This is a genomic window from Enterococcus sp. GPZ-007 (assembly GCF_059374735.1).
Genome location: NZ_JCAFYN010000033.1, coordinates 15,711 through 33,311 on the forward strand (window position 1 = coordinate 15,711; position 17,601 = coordinate 33,311).

Consider the following 17,601-nt stretch of genomic DNA (forward strand, 5'->3'; position numbering starts at 1 on the left):
GCGAGTATCTCTTTCTTCCTATAACGAAAAACAGTACGAAAATTTTAGCAGAATGATATACGTGGTGAAAAACAAACTCATTTTTCGCATTTTGAAAAATGAATCCATTAATATGAACTAGGAGCAAATTTATGACCGTTATTTTAGCTTCACAATCACCAAGACGCCAAGAATTGTTGCATTGGCTGATGGCTGATTTTGCCGTTCAGCCAGCCGATATCGATGAAGAAGTCAAAGATCAATATACACCGACCGATTACGTGATGGAGATGGCTCGCCAAAAAGCAGCGGTGGTTGCAGCGGAGCATCCGGAAGCTTTGGTGATCGCCAGTGATACCGTTGTGGTGTTGGAGGAACAAATCCTCGGCAAGCCCAAGAGCCGTGAAGAAGCCTTCAATATGCTGAAAAGCATGAGCGGCGGCAGTCACTTGGTTTATACTTCTGTGGTTATTCGCCAAAAGGACCAGCTAGAAGAAAAACTAACCTCTGCCAAAGTGACCTTTTATCCTTTGACCGATGAAGAAATCAATCGCTACCTCGACAGCGACGATTACAAAGACAAGGCTGGGGCATACGGCATCCAAAATGGCGCTGGTGTATTTGTTGAGAAGATCGAAGGCGATTATTACAGCATCGTTGGATTCCCTGTTGGTGCGGTGAATCAGATGCTGAAGCACTTTAACTATTAGTATAGAAGAATTAAGAACGCCGGATAATGATTCGGCGTTCTTTACCTTTTCGCAGTAATTCAAAGGAGCTATGAGCATATTTTTCGTATCTTTTTCTGTTCGGGTGTATGCTCAGCGTGTTCCAAGTAAGCTTGAAAGAGGGGAAGAACGATGGAGCAAGAAGAATTGAAAAAGAAACTCTCACCAATGGAATACGCAGTGACGCAGGAGAATGCGACAGAGCGGCCCTTTTCCGGTAAATACGATGATTTCTATCAAAAAGGCATCTATGTGGATGTCGTTAGTGGGGAACCACTATTTTCTTCCAGTGACAAATACGATGCTGGCTGTGGCTGGCCTGCTTTTAGCCGTCCAATCGAAAAACGAGGCGTCGCAGAGAAGGCTGATTTTTCTCATGGTATGCATCGGGTCGAAGTCCGCAGCAAAGAAGCCGATTCCCACTTAGGACATGTATTCAATGATGGTCCGCAAGATCAAGGTGGTTTGCGTTATTGTATCAACTCTGCAGCATTACGCTTTATTCCCGTCGAAGAGATGGAAGAAGCCGGCTATGGTGACTATAAAGAGCTTGTTAAATAAGTTTTATTTACAATACTATATGAACTGGAAACGGACGATCCTTTTGTGATCGTTTGTTTTTTTTGGTGAAATAGCAATTCTTAGAACAACACATCTTTTCAGAAAATGCATGAAATTTCAACATAAGTTGGTGAATCCGCTGATCCTTTTTCGCTATACTAGAACTATCCTATTTTAAGAAAAGGCGATATTTTTGAAACTATTTAAAGAACTAAGCTTATTATTACTTTATTCCATTATCGGAGAAGGACTGCGGATGTTTCTCCATTTGCCGGTACCGGGAAGCATTATCGGTATTTTACTCTTGTTCATTTCCTTCCAAAGCAAGCTTTTAAAGCCCTCCGCGATTGAAGATACAGCCAATTTTCTCCTGAATCATTTGACGATTTTATTTGTACCGGCTGGTGTCGGTTTGATGCAATATTATGGAGCGATCAAATACACGTGGCCGATCCTGCTGGGGGCAGTGGTTGTCTGCTCGTTAGTATCCCTTGTAGCTGTTGGGAAAACAGCCGAATTTGTTGAAAAAATCAGCATGAAGGGCAATGCGGAAAAAGCCCGTTTGGTTGAAAAAGTCGAAAAAATGCGAGGTGAAGCGGATGATCTCAGCGCTGGCGAGTAACCCGCTTTTTGGTTTAGCCCTGACCCTGCTAATCTATGTAGCAATGGAAAAGCTGTTGACCAAGGTCAGCATTCCCTTCATCAATCCCTTGATCGCAAGTGTCGTTATTATCATCGTTCTATTGAAAATCAGCGGAATCAGTTATAAAGCCTACAATATGGGCGGCAGCTTATTTACGATGATGATTACACCAGCGACGGTAGCCTTGGCTTTGCCGCTGTATCAAAATTTCGATAAGCTCAAAAAATACTTTTTACCTGTGATTTTCGGAACGCTGGTAGGTGTCGTCCTTAATTGCTTGATAAGTGTTGGGATTGGTCATTTATTCTCCTTGAAGCAGGGAATCATCGTTTCCTTATTGCCAAAATCCGTGACGACTGCGATTTCGGTTGATCTTTCAAGCCAGATGGGCGGCATTTCACCAGTCACGCTGGCGATCGTGGTTTCGACCGGGATCTTTGGCGCTTTAGTGGGAACAAAAGTCTTTCAACTGTTCAAGATCAAAAGTCCGATCGCGCAAGGAATTGCGTTAGGCAGTACTTCTCATGCGATCGGTACTGGTCGGGCGATCGAGATCGGTGAGCTGGAAGGTATTCTGGCTGGGTTATGTATTTGTGTCAACGGCATAACGACGGTGGCACTCCTGCCGTTGCTATTTCGCTTGTTCGAAGGACTTTAGTAGTAACTCCTTGCGCTCTTTTGCTAAAATGAGGCGTGAAGGAGTTTTTTTATGTATATTAAAGCGCTGGAAGTACAAAATTACGAAAAAGAGATTTATTTTAGTGTTCGCTTATTGGAATTGATGGATGACGGACAATTATATAAGAAAAGTGATTTGGCGGAAGCACTGGGGTTGGACGCTCGCAGCGTACAGCGCCTATTGGAGGAAATGAGCAAGCGATATCGCCGTTTCACGGAGACGGAGCTGCCTTTGTTTGAAAAAAAAGGCAACAATTATCGTCTGATGATCGCCAAACAAACGATGGAGCAGAATCAATTTTTGGTGGATCTGATTCGCCATTCTTTAGCCTGCCGGCTGCTGGATCTAGTAATCAATGGGAAGGCTCGGACAATCAAAGAGTTGAGTGAAAAACTATTTCGCAGCGAGTCGACCATCCGCCGCAAATTGAAAGAGTTGCAGAAAGAGTTTGCGCCTTTGGAATTAACGATTCAACAGGGACAAGTTCTTTTTTGCGCACCGGAGCCGACTGTACGGATGTACCTGTCCGTCTATTATTGGCGCTTGTTTCGGGGGAAAGTTTGGCCGTTTTCTCTGCTTCAGCATGAGCTAGTCAAAGAAATCAGTCAAGGAATCCAAGGTTTTTTCCAGATTACGCTGAATCCGATCAAGGAGCAGCGACTGGAATATTTGGTAGCCGCGCATTTGCTGCGAGAGGCTCAATCCTATCCGCTAGAAAAAAATTCAGACAGCCAAAACACCTTGAGTAATGATCCACTCTTCAATGATTTTTATCGTCAGTTAAAACCAATCATGCCAGCCTATTTTCACAGACAAGTTTCGCTGGGAAATTTATTTTTAAATCTGTTGACGCGGGAAGAGTATTATCAGGTGCCGACTATGGCCAAGCGAATCCGGCACTTATTGGCAAAGTCGCCTTTTTCGGTAATAGCTGAGGTAGAGGCGATGTATCGGCTGCTGGAAAAGAAGATTAATGCTCCGTCGACATGGCAAAGCTTTCAAGCTCTGCATGCGGAGAACTATTTGATCAGCGGACATTTGTACCATCGTCTGTTTCCTGTGATTCGCTATAATATTAATGGGAAAGCCTTTTGGACGATGGTCACTCAGCAGCAGCCCAAGCTTGTGGCATTTGTATCAGAGATTTTAGCGGATCAAGGTGGAAGCGAATCGATTCTATTCGGTCGTTATCTATCTGTTTTGCGTCGTTTGCCTGAATTAACGGACCAGCCTGTGCTGAAGCTCTTTTTACAGACAGATCTGCCAGAGTTCGAAGAGCTGATTTTAAAAGAAGACCTGCGGCGTTTTCTCGCCAATGACTTTCAGGTCGTTTTTGTGGAAGCATTAATCAACAGTGATCTCTGTCTGACGACCAGTCTGCTTTACGAGGATGAGGAAGTTCCGACTTTAACAATCACACAGGAATTACGGATGGCAGATTATTTCGCCTTATTAAGGTTATTACAAGGATTCGGCGGTAAGAGTTTTTAACCGTCGATTTTTGTGCTAGAATAATGAGAACATATGTGCAGTTTGTCATTGGTTTTAGGAACGAAAAACGAATGGAAATGAGCCGTATATTACCTGTTTAGAATTTCATTTTCTTTACACAAGAAAGGAACAATTATGTACGAATATATTACAGGTCGTTTGACCTTCATCAGTCCTGGCTATGTGGTGCTGGATGTAAATGGGATCGGCTATCAAATCGCGATGGGCAATCCGTATCGTTACAGCAGCAAAATGGAGCAGTCCATCACAATCTATGTGCAGCAGATCATTCGTGAGGACGCCCATTTACTATATGGTTTTGAAACACTCGCCGAAAAAGAGTTGTTTTTACGTCTGCTGTCTGTTTCAGGGATCGGACCGAAAAGCGGATTAGCGATCATGGCAAATGAAGATCATCAAGGACTGATTCAAGCAATCGAAGCCGGCGATGTGACCTATTTGACGAAGTTCCCCGGTGTCGGCAAAAAGACTGCTCAGCAAATGGTCTTGGATCTGAAGGGTAAGCTGACCGAATTAGTCGAAGATCCGATGTCGCTATTTTATGAGGGCAACGATGATACGGCACTGGCGGAAGCGATGGAAGCCTTGCAGGCCTTGGGCTACAGTCCGAAAGAGATCAAGAAGGTCGAAAAGGTGCTGGAAAAGGAAACACTGCAAAACACCGACGATTACTTGCGGGCAGCACTAAAATTAATGATGAAGAAATAGGAGGACGACTTAGATGGATGAAGAACGTTTGCTTTCACCGGATGCGGATGAGAGTGATAAGAGTTTAGAAAAATCATTGCGTCCTCGTTATCTTGCACAATACATCGGGCAGGATAAGGTTAAGCAAGAGCTGTCGATCTATATCGAAGCGGCGAAAAACCGGCAAGAAGCGCTGGATCATGTCTTGCTTTACGGTCCGCCCGGACTAGGGAAAACGACGATGGCGATGGTGATTGCTAATGAAATGGATGTCCAGATTCGTTCGACCAGCGGACCGGCGATTGAACGACCGGGTGATCTAGTGGCGATTCTGAATGAATTAGAACCTGGTGATGTCTTGTTTATCGATGAAATACATCGCTTGCCGCGGGTAGCGGAGGAAACCTTGTATTCAGCGATGGAGGATTATTATGTCGATATCATGGTAGGACAAGGCCCGACCGCACACCCCGTGCATTTTCCATTGCCGCCGTTTACCTTAGTCGGCGCGACGACCAGGGCAGGAATGCTTTCAGCACCTTTACGAGATCGATTTGGGATCATTTCCCATATGGAATATTATGAGGAGGAGGATTTACGGGAGATCGTCCTGCGTTCAGCCGATATTTTTCAAACCGAGATTGTGGAAGAAGGCGCAGTCGAGATTGCCCGTCGTTCACGTGGCACTCCGCGGATCGCCAACCGTTTGCTGAAGCGTATCCGGGATTTCGCACAAGTTCAGTCGGATGGGGTGATTGACCGCATTGTCGCAGATCAGGCACTTGGGCTATTACAAGTTGATGAAGCCGGCTTGGATTATGTCGATCAAAAGCTGTTAAAGACGATGATCGAGCTCTATCATGGCGGTCCAATCGGACTTAGCACACTCGCTGTCAACATCGGCGAGGAACGGGAAACGGTGGAAGATATGTACGAACCTTATTTGATCCAAAAAGGCTTTATCAAACGAACACCACGGGGCCGCATGGCGACACCGTTAGCTTATGAACATTTCAATTATCCTTATCAAGCATAGAAGGTGAAAAAATGGCGGAAGGAAAAGCGACCAAAGAAACATTTGTCCAAGCACTAGTCGCAGCGTGCCAAGAAAAGAATTACGACAAGATCACTGTTCAAGATATCAGTCAAAAGGCCAGCTTGAACCGCCAAACATTTTATTATCACTTTAAGGGCAAGAATGACCTGCTCCATTACGCCTATTATCAGCGAGGACTGCAATATCTAGTCTCCGATGATTTAGCGTTGACCAACTGGGAAGAATCCGTTCTGAAAATGTTGAAGGAAATGCAGGTCTGCCATCAGTTCTATTTGAATACAGTGAAGGCGAAGCCAGAAGTATTGACGAAAGAGTTCAATGAATTGGCACAGCACTTATTTGTTCGCTTATTTGATGAAGTTGATCAGGAGGGCGAGCTTTCGCCAACCGATAAAGAGTTTTATGCCCGCTTCTTAGCCCATGGCTGCGGCGGAATTTTGATCGACTGGCTGTTAGCAGGTGCAGATCAACCGCCCATCACGATCGCAGCACAGTTATTTCGTTTTGCTAAAGACATTGAATTTTTTGCTTATCGACTATACGAAAAAGACTGGAACGAGCGTTAAGCTCAGTCCAGTCCGTTGACGATATGTTTGATCGGCTGCTGATTTACTAGCGCGATCGCATTTTTTGCCACGATCTCAGCCATCTGATCCCGCGCTTCTACACTGGCGTTACCGATATGCGGGGTGAGGATGACGTTGGATAGCTCCTTCAATCCTTCGGTGACTTGCGGTTCAAATTCATAAACATCTAATGCAGCCCCGGCGATTTGCTGGTTCTTTATAGCTTGCAGCAAGGCAGCTTCGTCAATTAATGGACCGCGGGCGGCATTAATCAGCAAGGCACTGTCTTTCATTTGTTCAAATGTTTCGCTTGTGAATAGATGATGCGTATCTTCCGTTAAAGGAGCATGCAAGGTCAAAACATCGGCCTGCTGAATCACTTCAGCTTGAGAACAATAGGTTGCCTGCAATTTTTCTTCTAAATCGGCATTCAATGGATGTCGCTGATGGTAGATAATCTTCATACCAAAAGCATTCATCATTTGGGCCAAGGCTTGACCAATTTGTCCCATGCCGATGATTCCTAAGGTTTTATCTTTAAGCTCATGCCCTAAGAAAAAGAGCGGTGCCCAGCCGTCAAAGCCTTGATCGTGCATTAAACGATCACCTTCGACGATTCGGCGTGACAGGCTGATAATTAATCCAGCCGTCAACTCTGCAGTGGCATTCGTAGAGACGACCGGTGTATTCGTTACATAGATTTTTTGCTCTTTCGCATAGGCGCTGTCGATATTGTTAAAGCCGGCACCGAAATTGGCGATCAATTTCAGCTTAGGTGCGGCATCAATGACCTCGCGATCGACCTGTGTAGAGAGCGGACAAATCAATACTTGGCAGTCAGCGACATTTTCGATCAATTCCCTTTTCGAAATCAGTCCGCTGCCTTCATAAACCTGATAATCAAGTCCAGCTTCTTTTAATAAGTTTGTGCCAAGCTCGGGCAGTTTGGCGGAAAGATAAATTTTACTCATTTACAATCCCTCGTTTCATTTCGATAAATTGACTATAGCACAGGAGGAATGACATGAAAAAGATTCTATTTGTATGTATGGGAAATATTTGCCGTTCACCGATGGCCGAAGCGATTTTTCGCGATGCGCTGGAAAAAGAGCGGAAGGATAATTATCAAGTCGATTCAGCAGCCACCAGCCGCTGGGAGGTCGGAAACCCGCCCCATCGCGGAACCCAGAAGCTGTTGTCGCAGCATCATATTTCTACTAAAGGAATGCGCGCTCGCCAAGTTACTACTGAGGATTTCTATGAGGCAGATTACATCATCGGGATGGATCAGGAAAATGTCTACGATTTGGAATCAATGGCTCCAGCGGGTACGGAAGATAAGATTTATTTGTATCTGGATCGCGTGCCGGGTCATGAGGGAGAAAGCATTCCAGACCCTTGGTACACAGGGAATTTTGAAGAAACCTATGAATTAATTGAAAAAGGTTTAAACGAATGGTTAACTTTTTTTGAATTGGACTAGATTCCTTGTTTTTTCTTGTGAATTTAAGTAAAATCAAACTACGCAACCGTGCTCTTGATAGGAGGAAGCTGAATGACTAAAAACGAGAAGCCAAAAAAGAATTTAATCAAGCTGTTTTCAAATTCATCGTATCGTTTCATCTCGGATTTTTTGAATGATTCTGCTGAAAAACGTGCCCAAGAGCAGGCCAACGAGAATATTTTTCTCAAACTGAAGATGGCAGCTCTACAGAATAGTTTAGTGGTCATTCAAGTTCAAGATGAGAAAAACGAAGAAAAGTTTCATACGATCTCAGGCTGGCTGCCTAAAGTTGTCGCTAATGAATCTATCGTTATTCGCACTCAAGACAACCAATTAGTGATGCTGACGATTGATCGGATCAAAAAGGTAACGACCCTATCACCAAGCGGAGATCAGGAAAGTATTTCACGATAAAAGTATTTTATACATTTACGAGCAATCAGACATCTGTTATACTCTAGATGTACTAGAAAATAGAATAATACTGTCGCAAAGGGGAGCCCTCGGGCTGAGATTGAGATTACTCTAAACCCTAGTACCTGTTTCGGTTATTCGAGCGTAGGAATTGTGATGAAGTAAAGATATTTACTTCTCCTTTGTGGACTGTATGTTCAAAAGGAGGAGTTTTTTTATGCACAAAACAAGAATCATGATCGAAGGGACGATCGTGGCGGCATTAGCCTTCATGCTGTCACTGATTCCGACAACGATCGGCAGCAGCTTTACCGTTTCACTAGGGATGATTCCAATGACTTTGTTCGCATTGCGCCGTGGTGTGAAACCCGCGTTGCTTTCAGCGTTCATCTGGGGGATCTTGCATTTTCCAGCGGGGGATGTTTACTTTTTAAGTGTCATTCAAGTACTGATCGAATACCCGATTGCATTTACCTTTGCAGGATTCGCCGGGCTGTATGCTAAGAAAGTTCAACAGGCACTAGTTGATGAAGACTTGCGAGGCGCTCGTAAAAATATTATTTACGGGACGATTATGGGGACCGGAGCAAGATTCTTCTGGCATTTTATCGCGGGTGTGGTTTTCTGGGGCAGTTATGCTTTATGGGGCTTGAATCCGTGGATCTTCTCACTGATTATGAACGGAGTCAGCGGCTTGGCGACAGCCGTCGTGACAGCGATCGTTGCGGTCATCGTTGCTGAAAAAGTCCCGCAGCTATTTTTGCCGAAAGACGGAAACTTGATCCAGAAACAAAGCCATCAATAAACAGTAAAAAAAGCATTTGTCCTTAGCAGACAAATGCTTTTTATTAGCGGAATGAGAAGACCGGATCATCATTTTCGACTTCCAATGACCATAGCTGTTTGGTGGTATCGTAAGTAATCTCTGCGATCTGCTGTTCTTTTTTATAGTTCTTAGGACTGCGACGCCAGCCTTTTTCATCAGATAGGAAAATCGGGATACTGTAGACCCGATTTTTTAGTTCGGACTCACTGAGACAAAAAATTGCACCTTCCTGTAAGATCGGATATAATTCCTTCAATAATTCGCCATCCAATGGTGCGACAGAAGAACCTCTACGGAAAAACGACCGCCGATCATTGACCCTTTCCAACACGACACGGGTCAATTTGCTAGCAAGGATACGATAGAACTCATCTAAATAGCGATAATATACTCGCATTGTTCCATTGCCCAAATTGAAGTACACGAAATTATTCTGTAACTTGTAAAAAAAAGGCGAGTGCAGGTGTGTCCGCATATGACCAAAATAAAGCAGTTCTGAAATTTCTAATGGAGTTAGTTCTTTTAGCATCGCTAAATCATTAAAATCAATCCACTTGATTCCTTTGGATTGAGTAAAGACTTTGTTGTTGAAGAATTGTTGGACTTGTTCAGGACTATTAACGATCTTCAACCCTGTATGAGGCTCGTATTCTCCAGCCTCTGCGACAGGATCTAGCAATAACAAATGTTTAGGTTGATGGACGATTCCATCAACAAAATCGTTGGGTGAAAAACCTTTTGAAAGCACAGCATTACTTGTGGAATCGATGTAAGCAAATAACGTATCTGGCACAAATTTTCACCCTTTCTAATAGTCGTCACAATCATTTTAACTCAATAATAAAAAAAAAGCTCGTATCTTTTATTTTAAAATTAGATTACAAATGCCTTAAAAACTGCAACATTGAAGCACTTTGTTAACATTTAAAATCATTTTAATAAATAACAACTTTCTAATGCATTTATTTCTTTTTTTAATTTTTTTTCTATTAAGTGAAAGTAGTATCACGGGAATGAATAGAGTATGATATGATTAGCGGGAGAAAGCGGGAGAAAGCGGGAGGCTTGAGATGAAGAAAAAAAGAAATTGGTTAATAAATATTTTTCTTTTCTTATTATTGTTAGTAGGTTTGGCTTTGATTTTCAACAATCAAATCAAATATTTCTTGATGCAATATAATGGCGAGCGCTATGCAGTAGCGAAAATAGACCGAGCCGAGATCGATAAAAATATGGAAAAAGAAGCATCCTTTGATTTCGATGCGGTGCAGCCAGCCAGTACAGAAGCAGTACTACAGGCACAGCTAAGCAATAAACGGCTGCCTGTGATCGGCGGGATTGCGATTCCATCGGTAGAGATCAATTTGCCGATTTTCAAGGGCTTATCCAACGAAGTATTGCTCTATGGGGCAGGGACATTGTCGCCAGATCAGAAATTAGGCGAGGGAAATTACGCATTGGCGAGTCACCGTGCGGATCGCCCAGGCCTTTTATTTACACCGCTTGAGAGTGTCAAAGAAGGCGATTTGATTTATTTGACGGATCTGCATAATATCTACACCTATAAAACGACGCTGAAGGTTCGCGTTCAGCCGACTGAAGTAAAATATTTGGATGTGCAGCCGGACAAACAGCAGGTGACGTTGATTACCTGTGGTGAGATTGAAGGTGTGACGCGGATCATCGTACAAGGAGATCTTGTGGCTATGACGCCAGTCAACAATGCAACAGATACAATGCGCAAGGCATTTGAGATGGAACAAAAAACCTATTAGAAGTTGTCGAGACAGGGAAATCACTTTTCTGTCTCGCTTTTTGTTTGTCCAGCTTTTCGCGATACCAATAAGTTGGAGAGTATAGACTAAACGATTCAGTCTATATCAATTGACGAAATGTTGTTAGAAGGTATAGAAAATGAAAATTTATTAACCATTTGTCAGAAAACTTCAAAGTGCGCTTTGAAGTTTTTTGTTGGAGGAATATTTCTGATATACTAAAACAAATATGCTGAGTTGATTTGACAGACGGCAAATCAGGGGAGGAAGCGATGGAGCTAAAAAGAATTTATGTATCGGATCTGTTAGCGGTTTGGGAAGAGTTCCAACAAACACATCTGCTTTTTCCTTTCTATGCGTCTCACGGACAGGCACGGACAGAATTTTTGGCGGCGGTCAAGCGCGGGGAAGGCTATTGGGTGCAAAAAAAATCCCAATGGCTGCTTGTAGACAAGACAGATAAAAGGGATGCTTGGCAGATCAATAATTTGCTCATCTCAGCGAATCTGGGCTGGCAGACAGCTTTTGTGCTGCTGGAAAATGCTGCCCGGCAAAAGTTTAAACAGGCGCTCCACTTCAGGCTGGATGCCAATTTGATTTTGCAGCAATGGCTAACCACAAACGGCTATCAGCTGTCTAATGGGTTGTGGCAAAAAGAATTAGTCTATCACACGGGATTGGTGCTGGGGGGTGGCGGTGCGCGAGGCTCCTATCAAATCGGTGTCTGGAAGGCCCTCCTAGAAAAAAATATTCAATTTGAAGTGATCACCGGAACATCCGTCGGCGGCTTGAATGGGGCGTTGATCACACAGGGAGATTACAATCAAGCCTTAGCACTTTGGGAAGAGATTGAGACGGATAAGGTTCTGGACATCACCTTCAAAGAAGTGGAGGAGCTGGACTTTTCAGCCCAAGTCGACCAATTGCGTACGTTTATTCGAACGTCTTTGCGGCAACGCGGGGTTTCCTCCGAACCGCTCAGACGCTTATTGGAGGAACGTTTGGATGCCCAAAAAATTCAATCGGGCTGTCCTTTTTATGTCGTCGCGACAAAGGTCCCAGCTTTCCAAGAAGTTGTTGTGCCAATCCACCAGTGTCCGAAAACAGAGATCATTGATTGGTTATTGGCTTCTTCGGCCTTCTTTCCTATGATGGCAATGGCGAAAATTAAGAACGAGCGCTATGTAGATGGCGGCTATCGTAATAATCTGCCTGTCGATATCGCTATGGAAAAACCAATAACGGAATTGATTGTCGTGGATGTTCATGGTCCCGGACTGGACAAAAAATATCGCTTACCGGATGAGATTGCCGAACTGGCTTTGGCAAGTCCGTGGAGTTTAGGCGATTTATTGTTGTTCCAAAGTGCACGTTCATCAGAAAATATTGATCTTGGTTATTTGGAGGCTAAGCGAGCGTTGGGGGAACTGCAGGGCTATCGCTACTTTTTTGGTCGTTCTGTTGATTTTGAAACGATCACAAAGAAATTTTTGCGTTATCTAAAAAACAAAATCAAGGTCAATTTGAGTTCGCTATATACCGAGCTGCAAAAATATTTCCATCAAAGTGTTCCAATCGAGCTACTTAGTTTAGCGTTTATGGAGTTTTTTGCCTATTGGGTAAAGGTTTCGCCGGTAAAGGTATATACGCCGCAAGAGTTTGTCGAAACGATTTTGCAGCAATTCGAGATGCCAATCAAATTGAGTGCGAATTATTCGGTACAGGAGCAAATTGAAGATTTTCTTGAGAATCACAATGTTTTTTCAGATTATTATCAAGTGTTGCAGATCTATCAGCAGGATGGAACGCTAGAGGCTGCGTATCGTCGTTGGCCGATTCCTACCATGCTTGCGCTCTTTTTCAAGTATCTGCGAGACGGCAATTTTATGAATGATCTGTTTGATGAGAAATAACCTTATTTATAGATAAGTAGGAGGAATTATGATGGCTGAATTTAATTATGAAATCGTTGAAGAAATCGCAGTTCTATCGGAGAATCCGAAGGGCTGGCGTAAGGAATTGAACCTGGTGAGCTGGAATGAACGTCCGCCAAAATTTGATTTGCGGGATTGGGCACCCGGTCATGAGAAGATGGGCAAGGGTGTGACCCTGAGCAATGAAGAATTTGCAGTGTTAAAAGAGACCTTGAGCAAGATGTAGAAGAGAGGATCAGAACAAATGAAAAGTATGACTGGTTACGGACAGGCGGCACAAACCAATGATGTCTATGAGTTGAATATCGAATTGAAAAGCGTCAACAATCGATTCTTGGATTTGCAGATCCGGATGCCGAAGGAACTAAATCCTTTTGAAGCGCTGATTCGCAAAATCGCGAAGGAAAAAATCCAACGCGGAAGGGTCGATGTATTCATTAATTTGACGCCGTTGAAAAGTGGCAACAAGCAGGTTTCGGTGGATTGGACATTGCTGCAGCAATTAGTCGCTGAACTGCAAAATGGCGGAAAAGAACATTTTGGTATTGTGGACTTTCCAGTCGATCAGGTTTTAGTCAAAGCAATGGAACAGTCTGATTTTGTCACCTTAGTCGATCAGCCGACCGAAGAAGACACGCTAGAAGAATTGGTCCAGGCTGTTGCTGATAAAGCCTTCACCCAATTGGCGACCAGCCGTGAGCATGAAGGCGCTGGTATTCAAAAAGTTTTGGTTGAGTATGGCGGCAAGGTCCAAACCCTAGTCGCTGAGTTGAATGGATTCGTGACAGAATACGAAGCAGACTTCCAACAACGGTATCAAGCGAAGCTGGAAGAATATCTGGGCAATACCGTGGATCAAGATCGTTTATTGACAGAATTGGCGATTTTACTGGAACGCGGCGACATCCATGAAGAGCTGGACCGTTTGAGCATCCATTTAGAAAAGCTGGCGAAACTTTTGCAGACAACGGAGCCAGTCGGTCGCGAACTGGATTTCTTATTGCAGGAAATGAACCGTGAAGTCAATACGATCGGCTCAAAATCAAGTCCAATCCAAATCAAAGATATCGTTGTCCAATTGAAAACGATCCTAGAAAAAATTCGGGAACAAATCCAAAATGTCGAGTAGTTCTGTGAAATTTTATAAGAATTCAGAAGCTGCTTAGCGATGCCTCTTGAAATTCTCACAAAAAAAGTGCACAATAGGCGTTAGCGAAAAAGAGCATGAAAGGGCGTTAGTATGTCTGAACGAGGACTGTTGATTGTATTGTCGGGACCTTCCGGAGTTGGAAAAGGAACGGTCAGAAAAGCCATTTTTGAAAGAGATGATAATGAGTTCCAATACTCTGTCTCAATGACCACCCGTCCTATGCGGGAAGGGGAAGTTGACGGCGTCGATTATTATTTCCGTACCAAGGAAGAATTTGAGGCGATGATCGAAGCAGGCGAGATGCTGGAGTATGCTGAGTATGTCGGAAATTATTATGGCACACCGCTAACTTATGTAAACCAAACATTGGATGAAGGCAAGGATGTCTTTCTAGAGATCGAAGTCCAAGGAGCCCAACAGGTGAAAGAAAAAGTGCCAGACGGCGTCTTTATTTTTCTAACGCCGCCAGATCTTGCGGAATTAAAAGCCCGCATTGTTGGCCGAGGCACTGACAGCCCTGAAGTAATCGAAGAACGGATGCGCGTTGCGCGTCAAGAGATCGAAATGATGGCTCTTTATGATTACGCAGTTGTTAATGACCAAGTACCAAAAGCTGTTGATCGAATCAAAGATATCATCATCAGTGAACACTACCGAGTTGACCGAGTAATTGGTAAATATATTAAAATGTTAAAGGAGATATAAGCTTATGATGTTAAAACCTTCGATTGATACGTTGTTAGACCATGTAAATTCAAAATATTCTTTAGTAATCTTAGCCAGTAAACGCGCACATGAATTAGATGCAGGTGCACAGCCTACTTTGGATTCATTTGAATCTGTTAAAAGTGTGGGCCAAGCCTTAGAAGAAATCGATGCAGGTGCTGTGATCAATGATCCGCATCCAGAAATCAAACGTGAACGTTTGAAAATGGAAGAAGAAGAGCGCCACTTGCAGCGTGAACGTGATCAACGCGATCTGGAAGCGCGCATCCGCAACGAACAAAACTAGGCATAGATTTTTCTTGCCGAAGAAGCGTAAATGGGATTGTACCAAATACTTTTGGCGCAGTCCCTTCTTTTTTGTGTCAAAGTTTTCCCTACATAGTTTCATAAACTTAGACGTACATAGTTGAAATCGAGTACAATATTCAAGAATGGAGGCGGAAAAATGAAATTAGCACAAGTGATTGTAGATGTGCCGGCAATGCAGACGGATCAACCGTTTAGTTACTTGATCCCGCCTCAATTAGCAGTAGAAGTCGGCATGCGGGTGGAGGTTGGCTTTGGCCCAAGACATGTTCAAGGTTTCGTTGTTGGTTTTGAGACTGCGCCAGAACCGCTGCCGGATAATTTAAAACCGATTATTCGTGTGTTGGACTTAACGCCAGTTTTGAATCAGGAATTATTGGCGTTGGCGGATTACATGAAAGAAACGACCTTTGCCTTTAAAGTGACTTGTTTGCAAACCATGCTACCCAGTGTGATGAAGGCAGATTATCAAAAACGACTGTTTCTTGTTGAGGAAAATGCAGCCGTCCAAGCGAAATACTTTGGCGATTCAGATTCACTCACGTGGGAGGAGGCAGAAGCCCAAGGCTGGTTGAAAGAACTAGCAATACTACGTGAACAAGGCATTGTTGAGCTGCGCTATGAAGTTCACACCAAAAACAAGGTGAAGACAGAGCGGTATATTAAACGAACCTTTGCACCAGAAAATAAAGATAAATTAAAAGCCGATTTACGTAAAAATTCCTATAAGCAAGAACAGCTACTAGACTATCTAGCGGAGCTTTCTGAAGAAGAACTGATTGCTGTCAAACAAATGAAGGCAGAAGATTTTTCCTTGGCCAATTTGAATCAAGCAGAAAAAAAGGGCTGGCTGGAATTTGTGGCAGTAGAAAAATATCGCGATCCTTACGCTGAAAGAGAAATTGAACAAACTTCAGCACTGGATTTGAATACCGAGCAAAGAACGGCTTATGAAGCCATCAGTCAAAAGAGCGCTTCAAATGAACATCAGGTTTTTCTGTTAGAAGGTGTGACTGGCAGTGGCAAGACCGAAGTTTATTTGCAGGTGATTCAAGATGTATTGGCAAATGGGCAAACGGCGATGATGCTGGTACCGGAAATTTCTTTGACGCCGCAGATGGCGACGCGCTTCAAAGCCCGCTTCGGCAGTGAAGTAGCCGTTTTACACAGCGGCCTATCGCAGGGAGAGAAATACGATGAATGGCGTAAGCTAGAACGTGGAGAAGCGCATGTAGTAGTAGGAGCCCGTTCAGCGATTTTCGCTCCGTTAGAAAATCTTGGCGTGATCATCGTAGACGAAGAACATGAGACCAGCTATAAACAAGATGAGTCTCCACGATACCACGCTCGTGATCTTGCGATTTGGCGTGGGAAATACCATCATTGTCCGGTCGTTCTTGGTAGTGCGACCCCTTCGCTAGAATCCCGTGCGCGAGGACAAAAAGGGGTCTATCAATTATTGAAGCTGACAGAGCGAGCGAACGCCCAGGCAAAACTACCGATGGTTGAGATCGTTGATATGCGGGAAGAAATGCAGCGTCGCTTAAACTCTTCTTTTTCTGAAAGTTTGGAAGAGAAGCTGCGTGATCGCTTAGCTAGAGGCGAACAGAGTGTTCTTTTGTTGAACAGACGGGGATACTCCTCCTTTGTGATGTGCCGAGATTGCGGCTTTGTGTTACCTTGCCCCAATTGCGACATCTCTTTAACGCTACATATGGACACGAAGACAATGCGCTGCCATTACTGTGGTCACGAAGAAGGAATTCCCCATCGTTGTCCGAACTGCGGCAAGGACAAAATTCGCTACTTCGGAACCGGAACAGAAAAAGTGCAGGAAGAATTAGAAGAACTAATCCCTGAAGCTCGGGTTTTGCGAATGGATGTTGACACGACTCGTCGCAAAGGTGCTCATGAGAAGATATTGACAGCTTTTGGAGAGCGTGAAGCGGATATCCTGTTAGGTACGCAAATGATTGCCAAAGGTCTGGATTTTCCGAATGTGACGCTAGTCGGGGTACTAAATGCGGACACTGCTTTGAACCTGCCGGATTTCCGTTCCAGTGAACGAACGTTCCAATTGTTGACGCAGGTTAGCGGTCGTGCGGGTCGCGGTGAAAAAGCCGGTGAAGTGATCATTCAGACCTTCAATCCAGAACACTACACGATTAAGCTGGCTCAGCGTCATGATTACGAAAGCTTTTTCCAACAGGAGATGCGGATTCGTCATCAAACAGATTATCCACCTTATTATTACACGGTGAAGGTGACCGTTTCCCATCAGGAAGAAATGCGAGCCGCCCAAAAAGCGTTCCAATTAGCGGAACAATTACGGAAACAGCTTAGTCCGCAAAGTATTTTATTAGGACCGACACCTGGAGCGATCTTACGCATTAAAAATCGCTACTACTACCAACTGATTATCAAATACAAAAACGAGCCCAAATTACAGGCTACTTTAGAAGATATTTTACAGGTGAGTCAAAAGGATCAGCGCCAAGGGTTATTGATCGCGATTGATAATGAACCCATGTACTTTATTTAGAGAGAAGGGATA

At 43.8% G+C, this 17,601-nt stretch carries 20 protein-coding genes and 1 riboswitch; of the genes, 18 read left to right on the forward strand and 2 right to left on the reverse strand.

The window, feature by feature from the left end; translation table 11 throughout:
• Positions 1–131 precede the first annotated feature (131 nt).
• The 8 genes from AC4J95_RS15270 to AC4J95_RS15305 all read left to right on the forward strand — a co-directional run bounded on the left by AC4J95_RS15270 (position 132) and on the right by AC4J95_RS15305 (position 6,412).
• Positions 132–689 carry a Maf family protein gene (locus AC4J95_RS15270; protein ID WP_494550606.1) on the forward strand — a complete coding sequence of 186 codons (558 nt, stop codon included), beginning with the start codon at positions 132–134 and terminating at the stop codon, positions 687–689.
• A 150-nt stretch (positions 690–839) separates the two neighbouring features.
• Positions 840–1,268 (forward strand): peptide-methionine (R)-S-oxide reductase MsrB, encoded by a 429-nt coding sequence (msrB, locus tag AC4J95_RS15275; RefSeq protein ID WP_316402359.1) that lies wholly within the window; start codon positions 840–842, stop codon positions 1,266–1,268.
• A 193-nt stretch (positions 1,269–1,461) separates the two neighbouring features.
• The gene (locus tag AC4J95_RS15280; RefSeq protein ID WP_494550607.1) at positions 1,462–1,890 is read left to right on the forward strand and encodes a CidA/LrgA family protein; all 429 of its coding nucleotides are present in this window, start codon (positions 1,462–1,464) and stop codon (positions 1,888–1,890) included.
• On the forward strand, positions 1,871–2,569 hold the full coding sequence (locus tag AC4J95_RS15285; protein WP_494550630.1) for an LrgB family protein: 699 nt from the start codon (positions 1,871–1,873) through the stop codon (positions 2,567–2,569). The genes AC4J95_RS15280 and AC4J95_RS15285 overlap by 20 nt, the downstream gene beginning before the upstream one ends.
• A 51-nt stretch (positions 2,570–2,620) precedes the next feature.
• On the forward strand, positions 2,621–4,081 hold the full coding sequence (locus AC4J95_RS15290; protein WP_494550608.1) for a helix-turn-helix domain-containing protein: 1,461 nt from the start codon (positions 2,621–2,623) through the stop codon (positions 4,079–4,081).
• Positions 4,082–4,216: 135 nt separating this feature from the next.
• Positions 4,217–4,810, forward strand: a complete 594-nt coding sequence (gene ruvA / locus AC4J95_RS15295; RefSeq protein ID WP_316402355.1) for a Holliday junction branch migration protein RuvA — start codon at positions 4,217–4,219, stop codon at positions 4,808–4,810.
• A 13-nt stretch (positions 4,811–4,823) separates the two neighbouring features.
• Complete coding sequence (ruvB, locus tag AC4J95_RS15300; RefSeq protein WP_494550609.1) at positions 4,824–5,825, forward strand: Holliday junction branch migration DNA helicase RuvB; 1,002 nt, start codon at positions 4,824–4,826, stop codon at positions 5,823–5,825.
• Positions 5,826–5,836: 11 nt separating this feature from the next.
• Positions 5,837–6,412, forward strand: coding sequence for a TetR/AcrR family transcriptional regulator (locus AC4J95_RS15305; protein WP_494550610.1), 576 nt, complete (start codon positions 5,837–5,839; stop codon positions 6,410–6,412).
• Between the two features lie 2 nt (positions 6,413–6,414).
• Here the strand turns inward: AC4J95_RS15305 and AC4J95_RS15310 are convergent, their stop codons facing one another.
• A complete protein-coding gene (locus AC4J95_RS15310; protein WP_494550611.1) occupies positions 6,415–7,383 on the reverse strand; it encodes a 2-hydroxyacid dehydrogenase family protein in 969 nt (322 codons plus the stop codon).
• Between the two features lie 53 nt (positions 7,384–7,436).
• Here AC4J95_RS15310 and AC4J95_RS15315 point away from each other — a divergent pair, with 53 nt between their 5' ends.
• The 3 genes from AC4J95_RS15315 (at position 7,437) to thiT (ending at position 9,135) form a co-directional block, all read left to right on the forward strand.
• Complete coding sequence (locus AC4J95_RS15315; RefSeq protein WP_494550612.1) at positions 7,437–7,895, forward strand: low molecular weight protein-tyrosine-phosphatase; 459 nt, start codon at positions 7,437–7,439, stop codon at positions 7,893–7,895.
• A 72-nt stretch (positions 7,896–7,967) separates the two neighbouring features.
• Positions 7,968–8,330 carry a hypothetical protein gene (locus AC4J95_RS15320; RefSeq protein WP_316402350.1) on the forward strand — a complete coding sequence of 121 codons (363 nt, stop codon included), beginning with the start codon at positions 7,968–7,970 and terminating at the stop codon, positions 8,328–8,330.
• A 69-nt stretch (positions 8,331–8,399) separates the two neighbouring features.
• Positions 8,400–8,498: riboswitch (TPP riboswitch) on the forward strand.
• A 49-nt stretch (positions 8,499–8,547) separates the two neighbouring features.
• The gene (gene thiT / locus AC4J95_RS15325; RefSeq protein ID WP_316402349.1) at positions 8,548–9,135 is read left to right on the forward strand and encodes an energy-coupled thiamine transporter ThiT; all 588 of its coding nucleotides are present in this window, start codon (positions 8,548–8,550) and stop codon (positions 9,133–9,135) included.
• Positions 9,136–9,178: 43 nt separating this feature from the next.
• On the opposite strand, the gene AC4J95_RS15330 is transcribed toward thiT, so the two are convergent.
• Complete coding sequence (locus AC4J95_RS15330; protein ID WP_494550613.1) at positions 9,179–9,949, reverse strand: hypothetical protein; 771 nt, start codon at positions 9,947–9,949, stop codon at positions 9,179–9,181.
• A gap of 277 nt (positions 9,950–10,226) precedes the next feature.
• Here AC4J95_RS15330 and AC4J95_RS15335 point away from each other — a divergent pair, with 277 nt between their 5' ends.
• The 7 genes from AC4J95_RS15335 to priA all read left to right on the forward strand — a co-directional run bounded on the left by AC4J95_RS15335 (position 10,227) and on the right by priA (position 17,589).
• Positions 10,227–10,931, forward strand: coding sequence for a class A sortase (locus AC4J95_RS15335; RefSeq protein WP_316402347.1), 705 nt, complete (start codon positions 10,227–10,229; stop codon positions 10,929–10,931).
• Positions 10,932–11,203: 272 nt separating this feature from the next.
• On the forward strand, positions 11,204–12,844 hold the full coding sequence (locus AC4J95_RS15340; RefSeq protein WP_494550614.1) for a patatin-like phospholipase family protein: 1,641 nt from the start codon (positions 11,204–11,206) through the stop codon (positions 12,842–12,844).
• 31 nt (positions 12,845–12,875) lie between these two features.
• Positions 12,876–13,091 (forward strand): YdbC family protein, encoded by a 216-nt coding sequence (locus tag AC4J95_RS15345; RefSeq protein WP_010745307.1) that lies wholly within the window; start codon positions 12,876–12,878, stop codon positions 13,089–13,091.
• 18 nt (positions 13,092–13,109) lie between these two features.
• Positions 13,110–13,994, forward strand: coding sequence for a YicC/YloC family endoribonuclease (locus tag AC4J95_RS15350; protein ID WP_494550615.1), 885 nt, complete (start codon positions 13,110–13,112; stop codon positions 13,992–13,994).
• Positions 13,995–14,105: 111 nt separating this feature from the next.
• Positions 14,106–14,720, forward strand: coding sequence for a guanylate kinase (gene gmk / locus AC4J95_RS15355; RefSeq protein ID WP_316402344.1), 615 nt, complete (start codon positions 14,106–14,108; stop codon positions 14,718–14,720).
• A 4-nt stretch (positions 14,721–14,724) separates the two neighbouring features.
• Complete coding sequence (gene rpoZ / locus AC4J95_RS15360; protein ID WP_316402343.1) at positions 14,725–15,027, forward strand: DNA-directed RNA polymerase subunit omega; 303 nt, start codon at positions 14,725–14,727, stop codon at positions 15,025–15,027.
• Positions 15,028–15,186: 159 nt separating this feature from the next.
• On the forward strand, positions 15,187–17,589 hold the full coding sequence (priA, locus tag AC4J95_RS15365) for a primosomal protein N' (protein ID WP_494550616.1): 2,403 nt from the start codon (positions 15,187–15,189) through the stop codon (positions 17,587–17,589).
• Positions 17,590–17,601 lie beyond the last annotated feature (12 nt).